16 protein-coding genes are annotated in these 16,137 nt (G+C 64.8%); 4 read left to right on the forward strand and 12 right to left on the reverse strand.

Annotated elements, in window-relative coordinates:
- Nucleotides 1-206: 206 nt before the first annotated feature.
- The 5 genes from EH240_RS19545 to EH240_RS19565 form a co-directional block, all read right to left on the reverse strand.
- On the reverse strand, nucleotides 207-1,226 hold the full coding sequence (locus EH240_RS19545) for an isopenicillin N synthase family dioxygenase (protein ID WP_125001489.1): 1,020 nt from the start codon (nucleotides 1,224-1,226) through the stop codon (nucleotides 207-209).
- A gap of 165 nt (nucleotides 1,227-1,391) precedes the next feature.
- Entirely contained in the window at nucleotides 1,392-2,048 is a 657-nt protein-coding gene (locus EH240_RS19550) for a methionine ABC transporter permease (protein ID WP_125001492.1), read from the reverse strand.
- The gene (locus tag EH240_RS19555) at nucleotides 2,029-3,120 is read right to left on the reverse strand and encodes a methionine ABC transporter ATP-binding protein (RefSeq protein ID WP_125001495.1); all 1,092 of its coding nucleotides are present in this window, start codon (nucleotides 3,118-3,120) and stop codon (nucleotides 2,029-2,031) included. The genes EH240_RS19550 and EH240_RS19555 overlap by 20 nt, the downstream gene beginning before the upstream one ends.
- 83 nt (nucleotides 3,121-3,203) lie before the next feature.
- Nucleotides 3,204-4,055: a MetQ/NlpA family lipoprotein gene (locus EH240_RS19560; RefSeq protein ID WP_125001498.1), complete on the reverse strand. Its 852-nt coding sequence runs from the start codon at nucleotides 4,053-4,055 to the stop codon at nucleotides 3,204-3,206.
- A gap of 295 nt (nucleotides 4,056-4,350) precedes the next feature.
- Nucleotides 4,351-5,040, reverse strand: a complete 690-nt coding sequence (locus EH240_RS19565) for an SDR family NAD(P)-dependent oxidoreductase (RefSeq protein ID WP_125001501.1) — start codon at nucleotides 5,038-5,040, stop codon at nucleotides 4,351-4,353.
- A gap of 335 nt (nucleotides 5,041-5,375) precedes the next feature.
- Between EH240_RS19565 and EH240_RS19570 the strand changes: the two genes are divergently transcribed.
- Nucleotides 5,376-6,491: an anhydro-N-acetylmuramic acid kinase gene (locus EH240_RS19570; protein WP_125001504.1), complete on the forward strand. Its 1,116-nt coding sequence runs from the start codon at nucleotides 5,376-5,378 to the stop codon at nucleotides 6,489-6,491.
- A gap of 60 nt (nucleotides 6,492-6,551) precedes the next feature.
- Here EH240_RS19570 and EH240_RS19575 read toward each other — a convergent pair whose 3' ends face one another.
- Both EH240_RS19575 and EH240_RS19580 read right to left on the reverse strand, forming a co-directional pair.
- Nucleotides 6,552-6,971 carry a GNAT family N-acetyltransferase gene (locus EH240_RS19575; protein WP_125001507.1) on the reverse strand — a complete coding sequence of 140 codons (420 nt, stop codon included), beginning with the start codon at nucleotides 6,969-6,971 and terminating at the stop codon, nucleotides 6,552-6,554.
- A 59-nt stretch (nucleotides 6,972-7,030) separates the two neighbouring features.
- Nucleotides 7,031-8,212 carry an MFS transporter gene (locus tag EH240_RS19580; RefSeq protein ID WP_125001510.1) on the reverse strand — a complete coding sequence of 394 codons (1,182 nt, stop codon included), beginning with the start codon at nucleotides 8,210-8,212 and terminating at the stop codon, nucleotides 7,031-7,033.
- Nucleotides 8,213-8,260: 48 nt separating this feature from the next.
- Between EH240_RS19580 and EH240_RS19585 the strand changes: the two genes are divergently transcribed.
- Nucleotides 8,261-8,800: an Lrp/AsnC family transcriptional regulator gene (locus EH240_RS19585; RefSeq protein ID WP_125001513.1), complete on the forward strand. Its 540-nt coding sequence runs from the start codon at nucleotides 8,261-8,263 to the stop codon at nucleotides 8,798-8,800.
- A 118-nt stretch (nucleotides 8,801-8,918) separates the two neighbouring features.
- Here the strand turns inward: EH240_RS19585 and EH240_RS19590 are convergent, their stop codons facing one another.
- The 3 genes from EH240_RS19590 to EH240_RS19600 all read right to left on the reverse strand — a co-directional run bounded on the left by EH240_RS19590 (nucleotide 8,919) and on the right by EH240_RS19600 (nucleotide 11,612).
- Nucleotides 8,919-9,233, reverse strand: coding sequence for an EthD family reductase (locus EH240_RS19590; protein ID WP_125001516.1), 315 nt, complete (start codon nucleotides 9,231-9,233; stop codon nucleotides 8,919-8,921).
- A 148-nt stretch (nucleotides 9,234-9,381) separates the two neighbouring features.
- The gene (locus tag EH240_RS19595; protein ID WP_125001519.1) at nucleotides 9,382-10,668 is read right to left on the reverse strand and encodes a D-tagatose-bisphosphate aldolase, class II, non-catalytic subunit; all 1,287 of its coding nucleotides are present in this window, start codon (nucleotides 10,666-10,668) and stop codon (nucleotides 9,382-9,384) included.
- Entirely contained in the window at nucleotides 10,665-11,612 is a 948-nt protein-coding gene (locus tag EH240_RS19600; RefSeq protein ID WP_125001522.1) for a sugar kinase, read from the reverse strand. Before EH240_RS19600 ends, EH240_RS19595 begins: the two co-directional genes overlap by 4 nt.
- Before the next feature lie 316 nt (nucleotides 11,613-11,928).
- Here EH240_RS19600 and EH240_RS19605 point away from each other — a divergent pair, with 316 nt between their 5' ends.
- Nucleotides 11,929-12,945, forward strand: a complete 1,017-nt coding sequence (locus tag EH240_RS19605) for a LacI family DNA-binding transcriptional regulator (protein WP_206075291.1) — start codon at nucleotides 11,929-11,931, stop codon at nucleotides 12,943-12,945.
- A 47-nt stretch (nucleotides 12,946-12,992) separates the two neighbouring features.
- Here the strand turns inward: EH240_RS19605 and EH240_RS19610 are convergent, their stop codons facing one another.
- Together EH240_RS19610 and EH240_RS19615 are read right to left on the reverse strand one after the other, a co-directional pair.
- On the reverse strand, nucleotides 12,993-14,141 hold the full coding sequence (locus tag EH240_RS19610) for a Gfo/Idh/MocA family protein (RefSeq protein ID WP_125001528.1): 1,149 nt from the start codon (nucleotides 14,139-14,141) through the stop codon (nucleotides 12,993-12,995).
- Between the two features lie 267 nt (nucleotides 14,142-14,408).
- Entirely contained in the window at nucleotides 14,409-15,170 is a 762-nt protein-coding gene (locus EH240_RS19615; RefSeq protein ID WP_125001580.1) for a DeoR/GlpR family DNA-binding transcription regulator, read from the reverse strand.
- Nucleotides 15,171-15,333: 163 nt separating this feature from the next.
- Between EH240_RS19615 and EH240_RS19620 the strand changes: the two genes are divergently transcribed.
- On the forward strand, nucleotides 15,334-16,134 hold the full coding sequence (locus EH240_RS19620) for a beta/alpha barrel domain-containing protein (RefSeq protein ID WP_125001583.1): 801 nt from the start codon (nucleotides 15,334-15,336) through the stop codon (nucleotides 16,132-16,134).
- Nucleotides 16,135-16,137: the final 3 nt, after the last annotated feature.

Here is a 16,137-nt window from a genome sequence, read left to right on the forward strand (position 1 = left end):
CCACTGGAAAGAAAAAGGCCGGGCGCGAAAGCGGCCCGGCCAAGAAATGAAGGTCATAACCTTCAGAGGGGAACATCGTCCGGCGCAATGGGAGGAAAACACCGGACGACACCCGTTATTTGGGCCTTGGCCGGCCGGTTTGCGACGAACAGAATTCCAAAAAATGCCAAAAACGCGAAAAAATATCGCTTGGCCACGGGCAAAGCTCAGCCGGCCGCCGCTGCCTTTTCCAGCAGGTCGGCATAGTGCCGCTTCGCCACGTCGGGATGCGACCTCAGCCGGCTCTTCAGCACATTCGTTCCGACGTCGCGGAACAGCGGATTATCGGGATCGCTGGCCGGGCCGCGCGCCTCGGCCGCCAGTTCCTCCGGCAGGTCGAGCAGCGGGATCGTCGCGTCGAGCCGGGCGCTGAAGAAGAACGGCACCGAGATCCGCTCGACGCCGGCCGCCGGCGTGACGACGCGATGCACAGTTGCCCTGAGATAGCCGTTCGAGGCGAGCTCGAGCAGTTCGCCGATATTGACCACCAGCGTTTGCGGAATCGGATCCACATCGACCCAGCTGCCGTCATACTCGACCTGCAGCCCCTTGTTCTCGTCCTGCAGCAGAAGGGTGAGGAAGCCGCCGTCCTTGTGCGCGCCGACGCCCTGGTCGTGGCCGGTGACGTCCCGACCGGGATAGCGCACGATCTTCATGCGATGGTTCGGCTCGCCGCGATAGATCGGATCGAAGGCGTCCTCGGGCTGGTCGAGCGATAGCGCGAAAGCCTTGAGCAGCCGGATCGCCACCCCGGTCGCCTTGGCCTGCCAGGCAAGCAGCGCCGGCTGCAGATCGGGAAGCGCCGCCGGCCACTGGTTCGGGCCTTGCAGGCGCGTCCAGGCCGGCACGCCTTGTCCCTGTGGAATAGTCGCGCGCTCGACGCCGATGTCGAGCTGCTCGCGCCAGTCGGCCTTGCCCCTGGTGAGTTCGCCGCCGGCGCGTGTGTAGCCGCGGAACTGCGGCGACTTCACCATTTCGATGCCAAGCTTGTCGGCTTCCGGTAGAGCAAAGAAGCGGTGCGCGGCGTTGAGCACGCCGTCGATATCCGGTTGCGTTATGCCGTGGCCGCTGAGGTAGAAGAAGCCGACATCGCGGGCGGCGGTGCGCAGATCAAACAAGAAAGTCCGCAGTTCCGACTGGCCCTGCTCAAGGCGGTCGAGATCGAGCACCGGGATTATTCTGGCCATGGACAGGTTCCTCTTACGGCAACTTGCGACCCCGCCGCACGATGACATGCGCGCCTTTGCGGGTGAAGAAACGTGGCGACCAATCTCACTGAAAACGGAGCAAGCCTCCGCTCAATTCATGGGCTTTGCGGCAAATTGCGTTCGATGCCGCTTGTCGCACGTCGCTCATCCGCGATGATCCAGCCGCGCGACCAGCCGGTCGCCGATCCACTGAATGCCGCAGACCAGAACGATGAGCACGATGACGACGGCGATCATCACGCTGGTCTCGAAACGCTGGTAGCCGTAGCGGATGGCGAGATCGCCAAGTCCGCCGGCGCCGATGGCGCCGGCCATGGCCGAGGCGCCGACAAGTGTCACCAACGTCACCGTGAAGCCGGCGACGATGCCCGGCAGCGCCTCGGGCACCAGCACCTCGCGGATGATCGTCCAGCGGTTGCCGCCCATGGCGCGGGCCGCCTCGATCAGGCCGTGATCGACCTCGCGCAGCGACACCTCGGCGATGCGGGCATAGTAAGGCGTTGCCGCGATCGACAGCGGCACGATCGCCGCCCAGGTGCCGATCGAGGTGCCGACGATCAGCCGCGTCACCGGGATCAGCGCCACCAGCAGGATGATGAAGGGGACGGAGCGGAAGCCGTTGATCACCGCGCCGAGTATGCGATTGACCCAAAGGCTTTCGGCGATGCCGCCGCGATCGGTGGCGATCAAGGCGAGCCCGAGCGGCAGGCCGAAGACCAGCGAGATCAGACCGGAGGCGCCGGTCATCAGCACGGTCTCCCACACCGAGCGGAGCAGGAGTTCAAACAGGACCGGCGACATGGCCAAGCACCTCCACCCGCGCGCCGCGGTCTTTCAGGAATGCGATTGTCTGCGCGAGACGGCCGGTATCAGCTCCGGGGACGGCGAGGAACAGCGTGCCGACCGGCTGATTCTGGACATGGTCGATGCCGCCATGCACGAGGCGCAACGGCGCAGGCACGCTGGCGCTCAGATCGGACAGCAGCGGGCCACGCGCCGCCTCACCCGCCACATCGATCCTGAGGATCGTTTCCGCGCCCTCGCCCGCGGCGAGCCGGCTCGCGATCTCGGGCGGCAGCTGCGGCCGGATGCCGCCGAGCAGGCTGCGGGTTATTTCCGATCGCGGATTGGCAAAGACCTGCCAGACGGCGCCCTCCTCGACGATCCGCCCGGCATCGATCACCGCCACGCGATCGGCGATCGAGCGGATCACCTCCATCTCATGGGTGATGAGCAGGATGGTGAGGCGGAGCCTGGAATTGATGTCCTTGAGCAGCGCCAGGATCGAGCGCGTCGTCTCCGGATCGAGCGCCGAGGTCGCCTCGTCGGAGAGCAGCAAGGCCGGCCGCGCGGCCAGCGCCCTGGCAATGCCGACGCGCTGCTTCTGCCCGCCCGACAGCGACGCCGGATAGGCCTTCGCCTTCTCCGACAGGCCAACGAGCTGCAGCAGTTCCGCTGCGCGCGCCAAGCGCTCGGGGCGCGGCCGGCCGTCGATCTTGAGCGGCAGCGCGACGTTTTCCTCGACGGTCTTAGCCGACAAGAGGTTGAAGTGCTGGAACACCATGCCGATGCGGCGGCGCAGCGGCTGCAATTCACGCTCGCCCAGCCGGCTGATCTCGCGGCCCTCGATGAAGACCTCGCCGGAATCGGGCCGCTCCAGGCCGTTCAGGCAGCGGATCAGCGTCGACTTGCCGGCGCCGCTGCGGCCGATGATGCCGAGGATCTCGCCCTTGCGTACCGTGAGCGAGACGCCGTCGAGCGCCGCCGTAGCGCCGAAGCGGCGCTTCAGGTCGACGAGGCGCACGACATCTTCCGTGCGGGCGATCGGCACCGAGTCCGTTATTTCGGCCGGCGCCGTGATATGCTGGTTCATCTCTGTTTCCGTTTCTGCGTCGCGCAAACGCGACGGCGGCCCGCTCAACAGCGGACCGCCCGTTCCTGCCAGCCACGCGCCGATCAATAGGCGCTGATCCCGGTGCCCTTGTAGACCTTGTCGAACTCGGCCTTCACCGTCTCGTTCTGGTAGGAGGCGACCAGGGTCTTCACCCAGGGCTCGTTCTCGCTGCCGGCCTTGACGGCGATGAAGTTGCGGTAGGGATTGTCGGCCACCGGCTCCTGCGCGATGCGGTTTTCCGGCGTCAGCCCGCTCTTCAGCGCCCAGTCGGTGTTGACCACGGCGGCGTCGAGATCGTCGACCGAGCGGCCGACGATGCCGGCGTCGAGCTCCTTGATCTCGAGCTTCTTCGGGTTCTCGGCGATGTCGGCGGTCGTCGCCAGGATGCCGATGCCGTCCTTCAGCTTGATCAGGCCTTCGTGCTCCAGCACATGCAGCGCGCGGCCTTCGTTGGACGGATCGTTGGGCAGGCCGATGACCGCGCCTTCCGGCAGATCGGCGACTTTGGTATGCTTCTTCGAATAAAGGCCGATCGGCCAGACGCCGGTATAGCCGACCGGGACGATGCGATAGCCTTGAGTCTTGATCTGGTTGTCGAGATACGGCTTGTGCTGGAAGGCATTGGCGTCGATCTCGCCGCGCTCGAGCGCCTCGTTGGGCTGGGTGTAGTCGTTGAAGACGACGGTCTCGATCGTCAGCCCTTTCTTGACCGCCTCGGCGGTGACGACCCGCCAGACGTCCTCGTCTTCGCCGCTGATGATACCGACCTTGATCGCCTTCTTGTCCTCGGCAAAGGACGGCGACGGCGCTGTGAGACCGATGACGGCAAATGTCGCGGCGAGAAGCGCGGCAAGTCCGGCGCGCCTGGTGATTGACGTAACGAGAGATACTGAAGCGTTGCCGCGTTCGGACATGATGCGTTCCTTGCGATCCTGAATTCATTTCGGCCTGGCGGAATGCGAAGCCTCTATATCAGCATCACCAATGCTGCCCGGTTGAGCAAAGAAGCGCTTTTCCTATCAAACGGAACGCGGAAAATATTCTCTCAAAGATTTAATGACTTGGAGCATACCGGCCACCGCCGAGCAGATATTCGACGTGGCGAAAGATCGAAGCGGCAGCGCCTATGAAGCGCGCTGCGAGACCACGCAGGCCCCGCCGCGATCGTTGCCATCGCCGTTCGCGGATCTTGCAATCGGCATGAACGAGTCAGAACGTCTCGACCCATGGCCTGAGCTCGACCTCGAAGCTCCAGGCACTGCGATGCTGGCGATGGACCGCGAGATAGGTTTCGGCGATCGCGTCGGGCGACAGGCGGCGATCCGGCCGGTCGGGCTCGGCCGCCTGTCCGGGCGGCTCGATCTGGCCGTCGATGATGAAATGGGCGACATGGATGTTCTTCGGGCCAAGCTCGCGCGCCATCGATTGCGCCAGCCCGCGCAGCCCGAATTTCGGCATGGCGAAACCGGCAGAGCCGGAGAAGCCCTTGAGGCTTGCGGTGGCGCCGGTGAAGAGGATCGAGCCTGAGCCGCGCGCCAGAAGCCTACGCGCTGCCTGCTGGCCGACGAGGAAGCCGCCATAGGCGCCGACGAGCAGTGCCTGCTTGACCGCCTCGGGATCGAGCTCGACGATCGGGCCGCGCGTGCGGCCGCTGGCGTTGAAGACGGCAATCTCGAGGGGTCCGGCCTTGTCGGCCGTCTCGAACAGCCGTGCGACGGAGGCGGCATCCGACACGTCCGTCTCCACCGCCTGCGCGCCGGTCTCCTGAACCAGCGCGGCGAGCTTGTCGACGTTGCGGGCGGCCAGCACGACGCGAAAACCTTCCTTGCCGAGGAGCCGGGCCAACGAGGCGCTGAGGCCAGCTCCGGCACCCGCGATCACTGCGACATTGGCTGCCATTTCGTTCCTCCCTGCGATGTCCTTCGATGTTCGGCCGACGCCGACACTCATGCCGTGTAGGTTCGCGCCTTTGGCGGCAAGAGGCAAGGATTGCGGTGCTCCAATTTCGCCGTTCGATGCAAAAGTCGCCGGCACATGCGACAGGTCCATCAGGGCCCAGGGCAATCGTCTCGGACAAACGACAGATCGTCGATGTCGGCGCCGCCCCTTGCCCTGCCGGGCATTTCTCCCCGTATAGTGACGGGGAGAAGGGGCCGGTCGCAGCGCCCTCGAAGGACTTGCCTGTCGGGCCGATCCGTCCGACACGTGAACCAACGGCGATTCGAGGAAGGACCATGGAACCAATCTGGGCCGTCGGCCTGATGACCGGCACGGTGCTTGACGGCAACATCGACGTGGCGCTGATCAAGACCGACGGCGAGCGTGTAGCCGACTTCGGCACCTATACTTTAGCCCCCTACCCGCAATCGATCCGCAGCTTGCTCGAAGAGACGCTGCGCCAGGCGCGCGTCTGGAATTTCGAAGGGCCGGAACCGGCGATCTTCCACGAGGCCGAGGAAGCGCTGACGCGCGCACAGTCGGCCGCGGTCAAGGATCTCGTCGAAAGCTATGGGCTAACCATGGCCGATATCGGCGTCGTCGGCTTCCACGGCCAGACCGTGCTGCACCGTGCCCCACAGCCGGGACGGATCGGCCGCACCCGCCAGCTCGGCGACGGCGAGCTGATGGCAGCGCTTCTCGGCACCAAAGTCGCCTACGACTTCCGATCGGCCGATGTGGCCGCCGGCGGGCAAGGCGCGCCTTTGGCCGCCGCCTATCATGCGGCGCTGCTGAAGGATGCGGATGCCAGCGGCGACACGGCCGTGCTCAATCTCGGCGGCGTCGGCAACATCACCTGGTGGGACGGCAAGAACGCGATCGTCGCCTTCGACACCGGACCGGCCAATGCGCCGGTCAACGATTTCATCAAGTCGAAGGGTCTCGGCGAGATGGACCGCGACGGCAAGCTGGCGGCCGCGGGCAAGGTCGACGAGGCAAGGCTCGAGCGGCTGCTGCAGCATCCTTATCTCACCAAGCCTTACCCGAAATCGCTCGACCGTTTCGACTTCACCGCGGCGATGGCCGACGGGCTCGGCGCGGAGGATGGCGCGGCAACGCTGACTGCCTTCACCGTCTCCGCGGTCGGCAAGGCGCTCGACCTGTTGCCGCGCCGGCCGAAGCGGCTGGCGGTCAGCGGCGGCGGCCGCCGCAATCGGACGATGATGGCAATGCTCGGCCGCCGCGCCGGCGTCGAGGTGGTGCAGGCCGAGACGCTGGGATGGAAGGGGGACGCGGTGGAGGCCGAATGCTTCGCCTTCCTCGCGGTGCGAGTGCTGCGCGGCCTGCCGATCAGCTTTCCGAGCACGACCGGCGTGCCGCAGCCGATGCGCGGCGGAAAACTGGCAGGCTGATCAGGTTCTTTTGTACATGTCGTTAGCCCAAAACCGCTACGCACTTTTGGGCGACATGCATCAGAGCTTCTTCTGCAAGAAGACGCGGCTGCGGCCGGCGGGGAAATCAGCAAGCGTGCCGAACGGCTGGTAGCCCTGGCGCTGGTAGACCTTGGCGGCGACCGGATTGAAAGTGTCGATCCAGGCGGCTTGACAGCCGCGCGCCAGCGCTTCGCGTTCGGCGGCGTCCAGCATGCTGGCGGCGATGTGCTGGCCGCGCAGCTTTTCGTCGACCCACAGCCACTGCACGTAGAGCCAGCCCCAGGCGGTGTAGCCGGAAATGCCGGCGACAATCGCGCCGGCATCGTCGCGCACGAAGACGGCGAGCGTCTTGCGGCCTGAGGCGCCGACATCGCTGTCGTTGAAAGCGGTGAGCCCCTCGCCGACACGGGCGAGGTCCTGCGGCAAGGGCTCGGCGGTGATCTCGAGCGTCGTCTTCATCGTGGCTCCGGTGCGGTTCGGAAGCCAGCCTTAGCGAAGGAGCGAGCGCAGACGCAAGCCTATTGCCGAGCCGATCGCCATGCCGCCGCGAAGGCCGCCACCAGCATCAGCAAGGCGGCGATCAGGGCGCAGTTGGCGAAGCCGAGGTTCGTATAGAGCGGACCGAAGCCGGCGGTGCCGACGGTGACGGCAAGATAGGTGACCGCGCTGTTCAGGCCCATGACGGTGCCGCGCCGCGCCGGGTCTAGCGCGGTGAGTCGCATGACCAGCACGTTGAGCCCAAAATGGTTGGCCAGGCCCCAGACGGCGATCGTCGCCATCAGCAGGCCGAAGCCGCCGCTCTGCGTGGCCATCACGACATAGACGGCGGCGACCAAGAGATAGGCGAAGGGCATGACCCGGCGGGCGCCGAGACGGTCGATGACGCCGTCGAGCAGCGCGGCCACGCCGAAGCCGAGGCCGTAGGCGATCGCCGCAAGGCCGTTGGCGCTGACAGGCTCGCCGAGACCTTCATGGAGATGGTCGCCGAGATAGCCGTAGACGCCGTAGAAGGCGGTCATGAAAGCGCCGCAGGCAATCAGCAGCGGCACAATGCCCGGTACGGCCAGCGCGCCCAGCGGCGAAGGCGCCGGACCGCTTTTCCTGACGTCGCGCAGCGAGCTCATCGCTAGGCCTGCGACGGCGGTTCCGGCGAGAAGCGCCACGGCAGCGAAGACGGCGCGCCAATGGATGAGATCGGCAAGCACGGCCGACAGCGACACGCCGGCGACCATGGAGAGCGTCCAGCCGGTCAGCACGACGCCGATAGTGCCACTCTCGCGGCCGGGCGGCGCGATCGCCGCCGAGCTGGCATAGATCGCGGGCATGGCGATACCGGCGGCAACGCCGGCAACGAGCTGGGCCGCGACCAGCGCCGTCACCGTCGGTGCCAGGGCGCTTGCCACCAGCGCCAGCGCAAGCAACAGCAAGGCGCCCTGCAGCATGCGGCGCGCGCCGATCCGGTCGATGTAGCGGGCGAGGAAGAGCGCGCTTGCCGAGGTGCCGAGGCCGAAAGCGGCAGCGGCCGTCATCACCGCCGGCACGCTGGCCCCGAACGATGCCGCGACGGCGGGCGCGATCGGCCCGAGCACCAGCGAGTTGGAGCCGATGACGGCGATGCAGCCTGTGAGCAGGTAGGCCGCCGCCGGGATCGGCGCCCGCGACGCCGCAGGCAGAATTACTGATTGATCACTGTTCGACATATCTCCATAATGGCCGAATTAAATTCAGCATCAACGGGGAATTTCCATATGGACACAGAAACAGATGACGTTCAGCGGAACAGGCAACCTGCCCGAGAGGTCGACCCGATCGACCGAAAAATATTAGGCGTGCTCGTAGACGATGCGACCATCAGCTATGCCGAGCTCGGCGATCGCGTCGGCCTGTCGCCGCCGGCGGCGCATGAACGGGTGAAGCGGCTCAGGCGTAGCGGCGCCATCCGCGCCACCTCCGCGATCATCGATCCGAAGGCGGTGAAGAAGCCGCTGCTCGCCTTCGTGCATATCGACACCAGGGGCTGGGGCAAGACGCCGGAGTTGATGGCGATCTCCGAATGCCCCGAGGTCGAGGAAATCCATTCAGTCGCCGGCGACACCTGCATGCTGCTCAAGGTACGCACCGAGGACACGCGCGCGCTCGAAGGCCTGCTGTCGCGGATCTACGAGACGCCGGGTGTGGTCTCGACGCGCAGCTATGTCGTGCTGTCGACCTATCTCGAACGGCCGGTGCAGCCGGACATCACGGCGCAATGGCCGGCGCCCAAGCACATGGCGACGCCGGTGTATTAGACACCTTCCAGACGATCCGCGAAGCGCCATATCGAGACCTGCGGGGCTTCCAAGCTCTGTTCCGCCCGGGACTGGACGCAAATGTCGACGAGCCCGCCGAGACGAGCAAGGGATGGGTTCAAACCTCCTTGTGGTCGAAAAGGAACATTTGAACGCCCGAGTCATCAGGGGCATAAAGTCGGCGATCCGCCCCAGCCGCTTCTCCCTCCGGGCTTGCGAACGCCTTTTCGATCGCTGCAAGGTCGTCGAAATACAATGTACCGATCCGATGGACATTGGAGAGTCCCACCGGCGTTGCGATGGGACCGTCGCTGACCTCGTATTTCCTGAGACCCGGAATCTTCTTGGCGAGAGGCACGTGAATTTCGAAGTAATGCCGGTCAAACGCCTCGACGTCCTTTGGTGTCGGGTAGATAACGACCATCCTGGCCATTGCGGTGCTCCTTCTGTTTCGGACACACCAAGGACGACCCAAAGGATGGAAACGGAACGCGACGTCGAAGATTTTTTGGAAGATCGTCTCGAAAGAATGTGTTTGCCGAGCGTCGCAACGCTCGCGCAGCCAGTCCGGCCGGCCGGGCTTACGGATTCGTGGCGCCGCGATAGATGTCGAGGACGCGCGTGACGCTGGCGATCAGAAGCCCATGCGCGGTCGGCTTGATCCGGGCCGCGCCGACGTCGGTATCGAGATGGCCGAGGTACTGGCTGATCAGCGGGCGCGGGATCTCCCGGTCGCCAACTGCGGCCAGCAGCGCTTCGGTGGCATGACGCGCGTCGGGTGATGGCCAGTAGTAGCGGATGCGGTCGCTGAACGAAAAATGCCGCTGCAAGCGCTGCTCGTCTGGCGTGCCGGGATAGTATTTCTGCCAGTTGCCGGGCGAGGCCAGCATGACGCGCTCCATGGCGGCCGGCAGGCTTTCGCGGGACGGATCAGGCGCCAATTGGTCAGCGATATGACTGAGCCCATAGAGCGCCTCGCGCAAGGCGAAGGTGAGCCATGGACCGACCTTGAGGATGGCGAAGCCGTCGCGCACGAGCGCGGCCAAAGCCGCGGCCGGTTGATAGTCGGTCGAATGCGCCTCGAAGACGAATTGCGGCATGCTCTCGAGCGACGCCACCAGCTTCGTCGCCTTCTGAGGCGCATAGGCGATGATGTCGGCATTGCCGAATTCGACGCCGGGCTGGACGACGACGCCGACGGCCCGGGCAAAGGCGGCATCGAGGCCGAGGCGGGAGAAGGCCTGGCGGTGGACTTCGACGGTGCGGAGCGCATCGGCCGGCTCGGTGACATGCACATGGTCGAGCGCTTCCAGCGCGCCGCCCGGCACCGGCACTTCGGTGCCGATGATGTAGACGGGCTTTTTGCCGCCGTCGCGTGCGACCGCAGCTTCAGCAACCGCCGCAAGCTCGGCCGCGCGCGCGGAGATTGTTTCGTCGGCAAGCGCCGCGGAATCGTCGGCACAGGCCATGCTGGTGTCGAGATGCAGCTTGGTGAAGCCGGCGGAGGCATAGGCGTCGATCATCGCGGCCGCCTTCCGCATCGCCTCGGCGGCGGGCAGATGCTTCCACGGATTCGGGCCGAGATGATCGCCGCCGAGGATCAGCCGGTCGAGCGGAAAGCCTGAGCTCATCGCATGCGCCTCGACGAAAGCGCGAAATGCGGCCGGCGTCATGCCGGTATAGCCGCCCTCATGGTTGACCTGGTTGCAGGTCGCCTCGATCAGCACATCAGCGCCAAGTGCCGCGCCATGGCGGAGCGTCGCTTCGATGACCAGCGGATGCGCCGAACAGATCGAGGCGATGCCGCTTTTGCCGCTTGCCGTGCGCCGGCTGGCGATGCCGGCAAATCTTGTCGTGGCGCCGGTCATGCAAGCATCTCCGCCTTGGCTATGAACGCCTCGACGTCGGCCAGGCGATGGATGCCTTCTATCGGACCCTTGCGGGTGACTGCGAGCGCACCGCAGGCATTGGCGACACGCAGCGCTTCGGCGGGCGCGGCGCCGCGCAGCCAGAAGGAAACGAAGGCGGCGCCGAAGCAGTCGCCGGCGCCGGTCGGGTCGATTTCTTCCACGGCAAAGCCAGGCATGGCGACAGTGCCCTGCCGGTCGTGATAGGCGGCGCCATCGGCGCCCTTCTTCAGTACGATGCAGGGGATGCCTCGATTCAAAAGGTCGGCAACCGCACTCGGTTCGTCGCCGGCCGAAGAAAACAGGAACAGCTCGTTGTCGCTGGGCAGGAAGACATCGGTCTCAGCCAGCACCTGGTCGAGCGCCTGGCGCATGCCGGAGGCCTGCATGATCTCGCGGCGGATGTTGGGATCGAAGGACACGGTTCCGCCCTTGGCCTTCACGGCCGCGATCGCGGCGAGCGCGACTTCGGTGGCGCGGTCGGAAAACAGCGAGGAGCCCATGACATGGACGTGGTTGGCTCCGTCGAGCAGCCGTTCGGCCGCATCGTTCATCTCCAGCAGGCCGGCGGCGCTGTTGCGGATGTTGAAGACGAAATGCCTGGAAGCGTCGGGCCGATAGGTGACGAAGGCGGTGCCGGTGGCATGGCCCTCATGGACCGCGATTGCCGAAACGTCGGCGCCGAGCGCGTGCAGCCGGTCGATGTTCAGCTGGCCGAAATCGTCCTTGCCGACGGCGCCGATGAGACCCGCCGGCTGGCCGAGCGCCGCCGCCTGGCCGATGAAGATCGCTGGGGCGCCGGACGGAAAAGGTCCGACCAGCGGACCGGGCTCGAGAAAGCTCTGGCCGATGCGCTCGGCCATGATCTCGACCAGGATCTCGCCGGCTGAGACCAGCTTCTTCATCCATGTCCTCCCGGCTGTTTCCCGTGCACCGGCTGCGTTCTGTTTTTACGCAAATTCCGGACGGAAAACCGCTACGCACTTTTCCTGGAATTGCTCTAGCACATTGGCCGGATGCCAACAGACGCTGAAATTGAATAGGGCCGCTACATTTTCGCGTCAATTAATAAATTTACGCATGGAATAATTTCTGTCGACGCGTTGAAACTTGCAAGGCTTCCTGTAAAGTTTCAACTTGCAGTCGCGCGCCGGCGAGCCGTATGTAGCACCGGGGCAGCGCATGGGAGCCAAGGATTCCATGCCGCGAGGGTTTGAGCCGATGACGCACAAGACGATGGAGGATTTCGCCCGTTCCTGCGGCGTCTCCCGGCCGACTTTGTCGAAGTATTTCGACGATCCGACCAGCGTCAAGCCTGCGACCAGAAAGCGGATCGAGGACGCGCTGCGCTCGTCCGACTACCGGCCCAATTTGTTCGCGCGCAATCTCAACCGCAAGCGCACCCGCAGCATCGGCATCGTCGTGCCGACAGTGACCGACCCGTTCTATTCGGAGATGGTCAGTCGCATCGAGCTCAGGCTGCGCGACGAAGGCTATTGGCCGATCGTCATTTCCTCGCATGGCTCGACCGAGCTCGAAGTCGAGGCGACGCGCACTATCCTGTCGCTGAAAGTATCCGGCGCGCTGATCGCGCCGCTGGGGAAACGATCCGACCAGCGGACGCTGGAGAAGCTGACGCAGACCATCCCGATCGTCTATTTCGACACCTATCTCGAAGGCGACACGCCTTTCGTCGGCAACAACAACGCGCAGAGCGTGTCGACCATCGTCGATTATCTTTGCCGCTCGGGCGACGCCCCGGTCTATTTCGACATCCCACATGTCAATCACAATTCGCCGGAACGATTGAGCAGCTATGTCGCCTCGATGCAGCGGCTCGGGTTCGAGCCCGTCGTCTTCGGCAATACTGAGGACTACACCTGGGATTTCGAGCGCATCGGCTACGAGCAGACGGAAAAGCTGCTCAACGATGGCGGCCTGCCGGGCAAGACCGTCCTGTGCGCCAACGACCGTCTCGCCTTCGGCGTGATGGCGGCCGCCTTCTCGAAAGGGTTGAAGGTGGGCCGCAAGGCGGATTGCGACCTGCGGGTGGCCGCGCATGACGACCATCCGCTCAGCCGTTACACCTGCCCGGCGCTCACCACCATGGCGCAGGATTTTGCGGCGATGGCCGGGCACAGTGTCGAGACGCTGCTCGCGCTCCTTGACGAGGACGGCGCGGCCGTCGCGCCGGAGGTCAAGCTCGACGCGACGCTGGTGATGCGTCAGTCTGCCTAGGGCTGACCAAACATAGGGTCGAATTTCGCCATGCGGCCAATGCTGCCTCAGGCGAGCAGGCTTGCTGCTTCGTCCTCGCCGAGCAGCGGCGGCTGGTCGACCGTGCCGGCGACCGCGACGGAGTTGCGGCTTTCGCCCGAGGCGAGGATCGCTTCCATGATCTCGAGCACATGCAGCGCCAGTTCGCCGGACGCGCGCGGCCTCCTGCCGTCCAACAGCGAGCGCGCCAGGTCGGCGACGCCGAGCATGCGGTAGTTGGCGCGGTCGGGCGCGGCATAGGGCCAGTTGCGCGCGCCGTAGAGCTCGGCCTCGCTCTCGAAATCCTTCCAGCCGTCGCCGCGCGCCGACAGCGAGACGGTGCCGCCAAAAGTGTCGGGATCGGGCAGCCTGAGCGAGCCTTCCGTGCCGTGCAACTCGATCGGATGGTTGGAGTGCTTGAAGACATCCCAGGACGCGCCGAAGGTGACGGTGGCGCCGGAGCGGAATTCGAGCAGCGACAGGATGTTGGTCGGCGTGCCGACCCTGAAGGTAGTGTTCCTGTAGGGACCCTCGGCGGTGATCAGGCGCTCTTCCTGGCCGCGCGTCGCCATTGCCATGACGCGGGCGACCGGGCCGAGCAGGTTGACCAGCATCGTCAGATAATAAGGCCCCATGTCGAAGACGGGACCGCCGCCCGGCTGGTAGTAGAATTGCGGGTTGGGATGCCAGTGCTCCATGCCGCGCCCCATCATGAAGGCGGTGCCGGTCACGGCGCGGCCGATCGCGCCCTCATCCATCAGCCGTCGCGCCCGGCGCCCGGCGGCTCCGAGGAAGGTGTCGGGAGCCGAGCCCAAAAGCAGGCCGCGCTTGGCCGCCTCGGCGACCAGCCGGCGGCCGTCGCTGGCCGAAGTCGCAAGAGGCTTTTCGGTGAAGACATGTTTTCCGGCCGAGAGCGCCGAAAATGAGATGTCGAAATGCGCCGAGGGAATGGTGAGGTTGAGGACGAGATCGACCTCCGGATCGGCGAGCAGCGCGTCCACGCCAAGCGCGCGGATGCCATACTCCTTCGCTCGCAATGCGGCCATGTCAGCGGAGATGTCGGCGCAAGCGCGCAATTCCATACCGGCGAAAAGGGCGGCGTTGCGCAGATAGGTCATCGATATGTTGCCGCACCCGATAACGCCGATGCCGAGCTTCGCACCTGATTTTGCTTGCATTTTCGATCCGACCTCCCAGGCGGCAGCGTCCATGGCCGTCCGTCGCGATCGCGGCGGACAATTTTTGTGACTCGCTATACAGCATTTTAAATATTGACGCGCGTAAAATTTTTATAGAGCATGTGAAAACGCTGGCGCGACATCGGAGGCCGCCAGCCTTTCAGGAGGAGAAAATGACTGACATGAAAAACGGCCAACGGCCGATGCGAATCCCGTGGGTCATGCGCGCATTGGATCTTTCCGTCGCGGTCAGGGACCGCGACGGGTTCAGGCATAGATCACCTTGGCCCCGGTCCTATCAAGCTGGCTGCGTATTGGACCGGGCAGGCCATCGTCGGTGATCACCACATCGACGCTCGACAGCGAAAATGCCTTGGAGGTCCCGCTGACGCCCCATTTGCTCGAATCGGCGAGGAGGACAACGCGCCGGGCCATGCGAACGAGGTTTCGCTTCGTTCGCGCCATGTCTTCGTTCACGTCGACCACATCCAGTGACGAGTCTATCGCATGCGCTCCAACAAAGACCTGATGCGCTACCAAGCCGCCGAGAGCCGTATCGGCATCGGTGATCAGCGTGCTCACCGTGTCGGGATAGACCCGGCCGCCGATCATATGAACGTCGAGTCCGGGACGATGCATAAGATGCTGCACGATATTCATGGCCGTGGCCGCGACCACGACATTGCTGAGCGGCGGTAACTGCATGGCAAGCTGCATTAATGTCGAGCCGCCGTCGAAGATGACCGATTGGTTGTCCTCGAACAGGTCTACCGCCGCCCGGGCGATGCGCTTCTTTGCGTCGAGGTTCGTTTGCATCCGCCGGGCGAACGCGGCCGTAGTCGAATCGGTGGTCCGGGTCACCGCCCCTCCACGGGTCTTGGTCAGTAGTCCCTTGCGGTCCAGTATCTCGAGGTCGGAGCGCACCGTGACTTCCGACACGCCAAAATCGTCTGACAGGTCCTTCGTGCGAACCTGTCCGTTGCGTTGCACCTCGCCCAGGATCGATTGGCGTCTCTGCTCTGACAACATTGCCCTGCCTTTGCCTCCATGCGCCAAGCAACCGCTCCTGGCCTCGGCTCATCCTACCAAAAATACGCAATTTCGAAAGCTTTCGAAAGATTGCATTTCCTATTTCTTTCGCAAACACTGGGTCCAGGATTTGGAAATCAAACGATTGGGGAATTTTCGACTCATGAGCCTAGGAACCAAGGTACGTCTTGCGCGCCTCTTCTCGCATCCATCGGGGAACCTTTTTGGCGGCGCGGTTGACCACTTCGTCGGCTATGGCGACGTGCGCAAAGGCGGCCTTGCCGACCTGCCGGGTGCGCTCGCACGCGTCATGGCGGGCAAACCCGACTACGTCAGCATCCAGCCTGGCACCGCGCGCCATCTGTGGCCGCAATACGCGGGCAAAGCTTCTCTGGTGATCCAGGCGGGCTGCTTCACTCCGGACGATCGCATCAGCGAGTTGATCGCAACGCCCGAGGATGCGGTTCGCGCGGGGGCCGATGCGTTGGCCGTGGCCATTCCGGTACGCGGCGCGACCGAGGGCAAATACATACGCTGGCTGACCGATTCGGTAAATGCAGCGGCCCGCTACGGCATGCCTGTGGTGGCGCATATCTACCCTCGCGATTTCACCGACGGAGCAAAAATTGTCTTCACCCCCGACGAGATCGCCTATGCGGCGCGCATCGGCTACGAGTCCGGCGTCGACGTGATCAAGATCGGCTACACGGGCGATTTCGAGTCGTTCCGAGAGACCGTCCGCACCTGCCCGGTGCCGGTTGTGATCGCGGGTGGTCCGAAGACCGATACCCTGCTCGGCGCGCTTAAGCAGACGGCGGACGCCATCCGTGCCGGCGCACGCGGTGCCGTGGTAGGCCGCAATCTCTGGGGGCATGGCGATCCGCAGAAGGCAGCGCTTGCCTTTCGCGGCGTCATCCATGACGGCCTTTCGGCGCAAGACGCCCTGGCGAAGGCGGGTGCCTGAACG

Source organism: Mesorhizobium tamadayense (assembly GCF_003863365.1).
GTDB lineage: Bacteria > Pseudomonadota > Alphaproteobacteria > Rhizobiales > Rhizobiaceae > Mesorhizobium > Mesorhizobium tamadayense.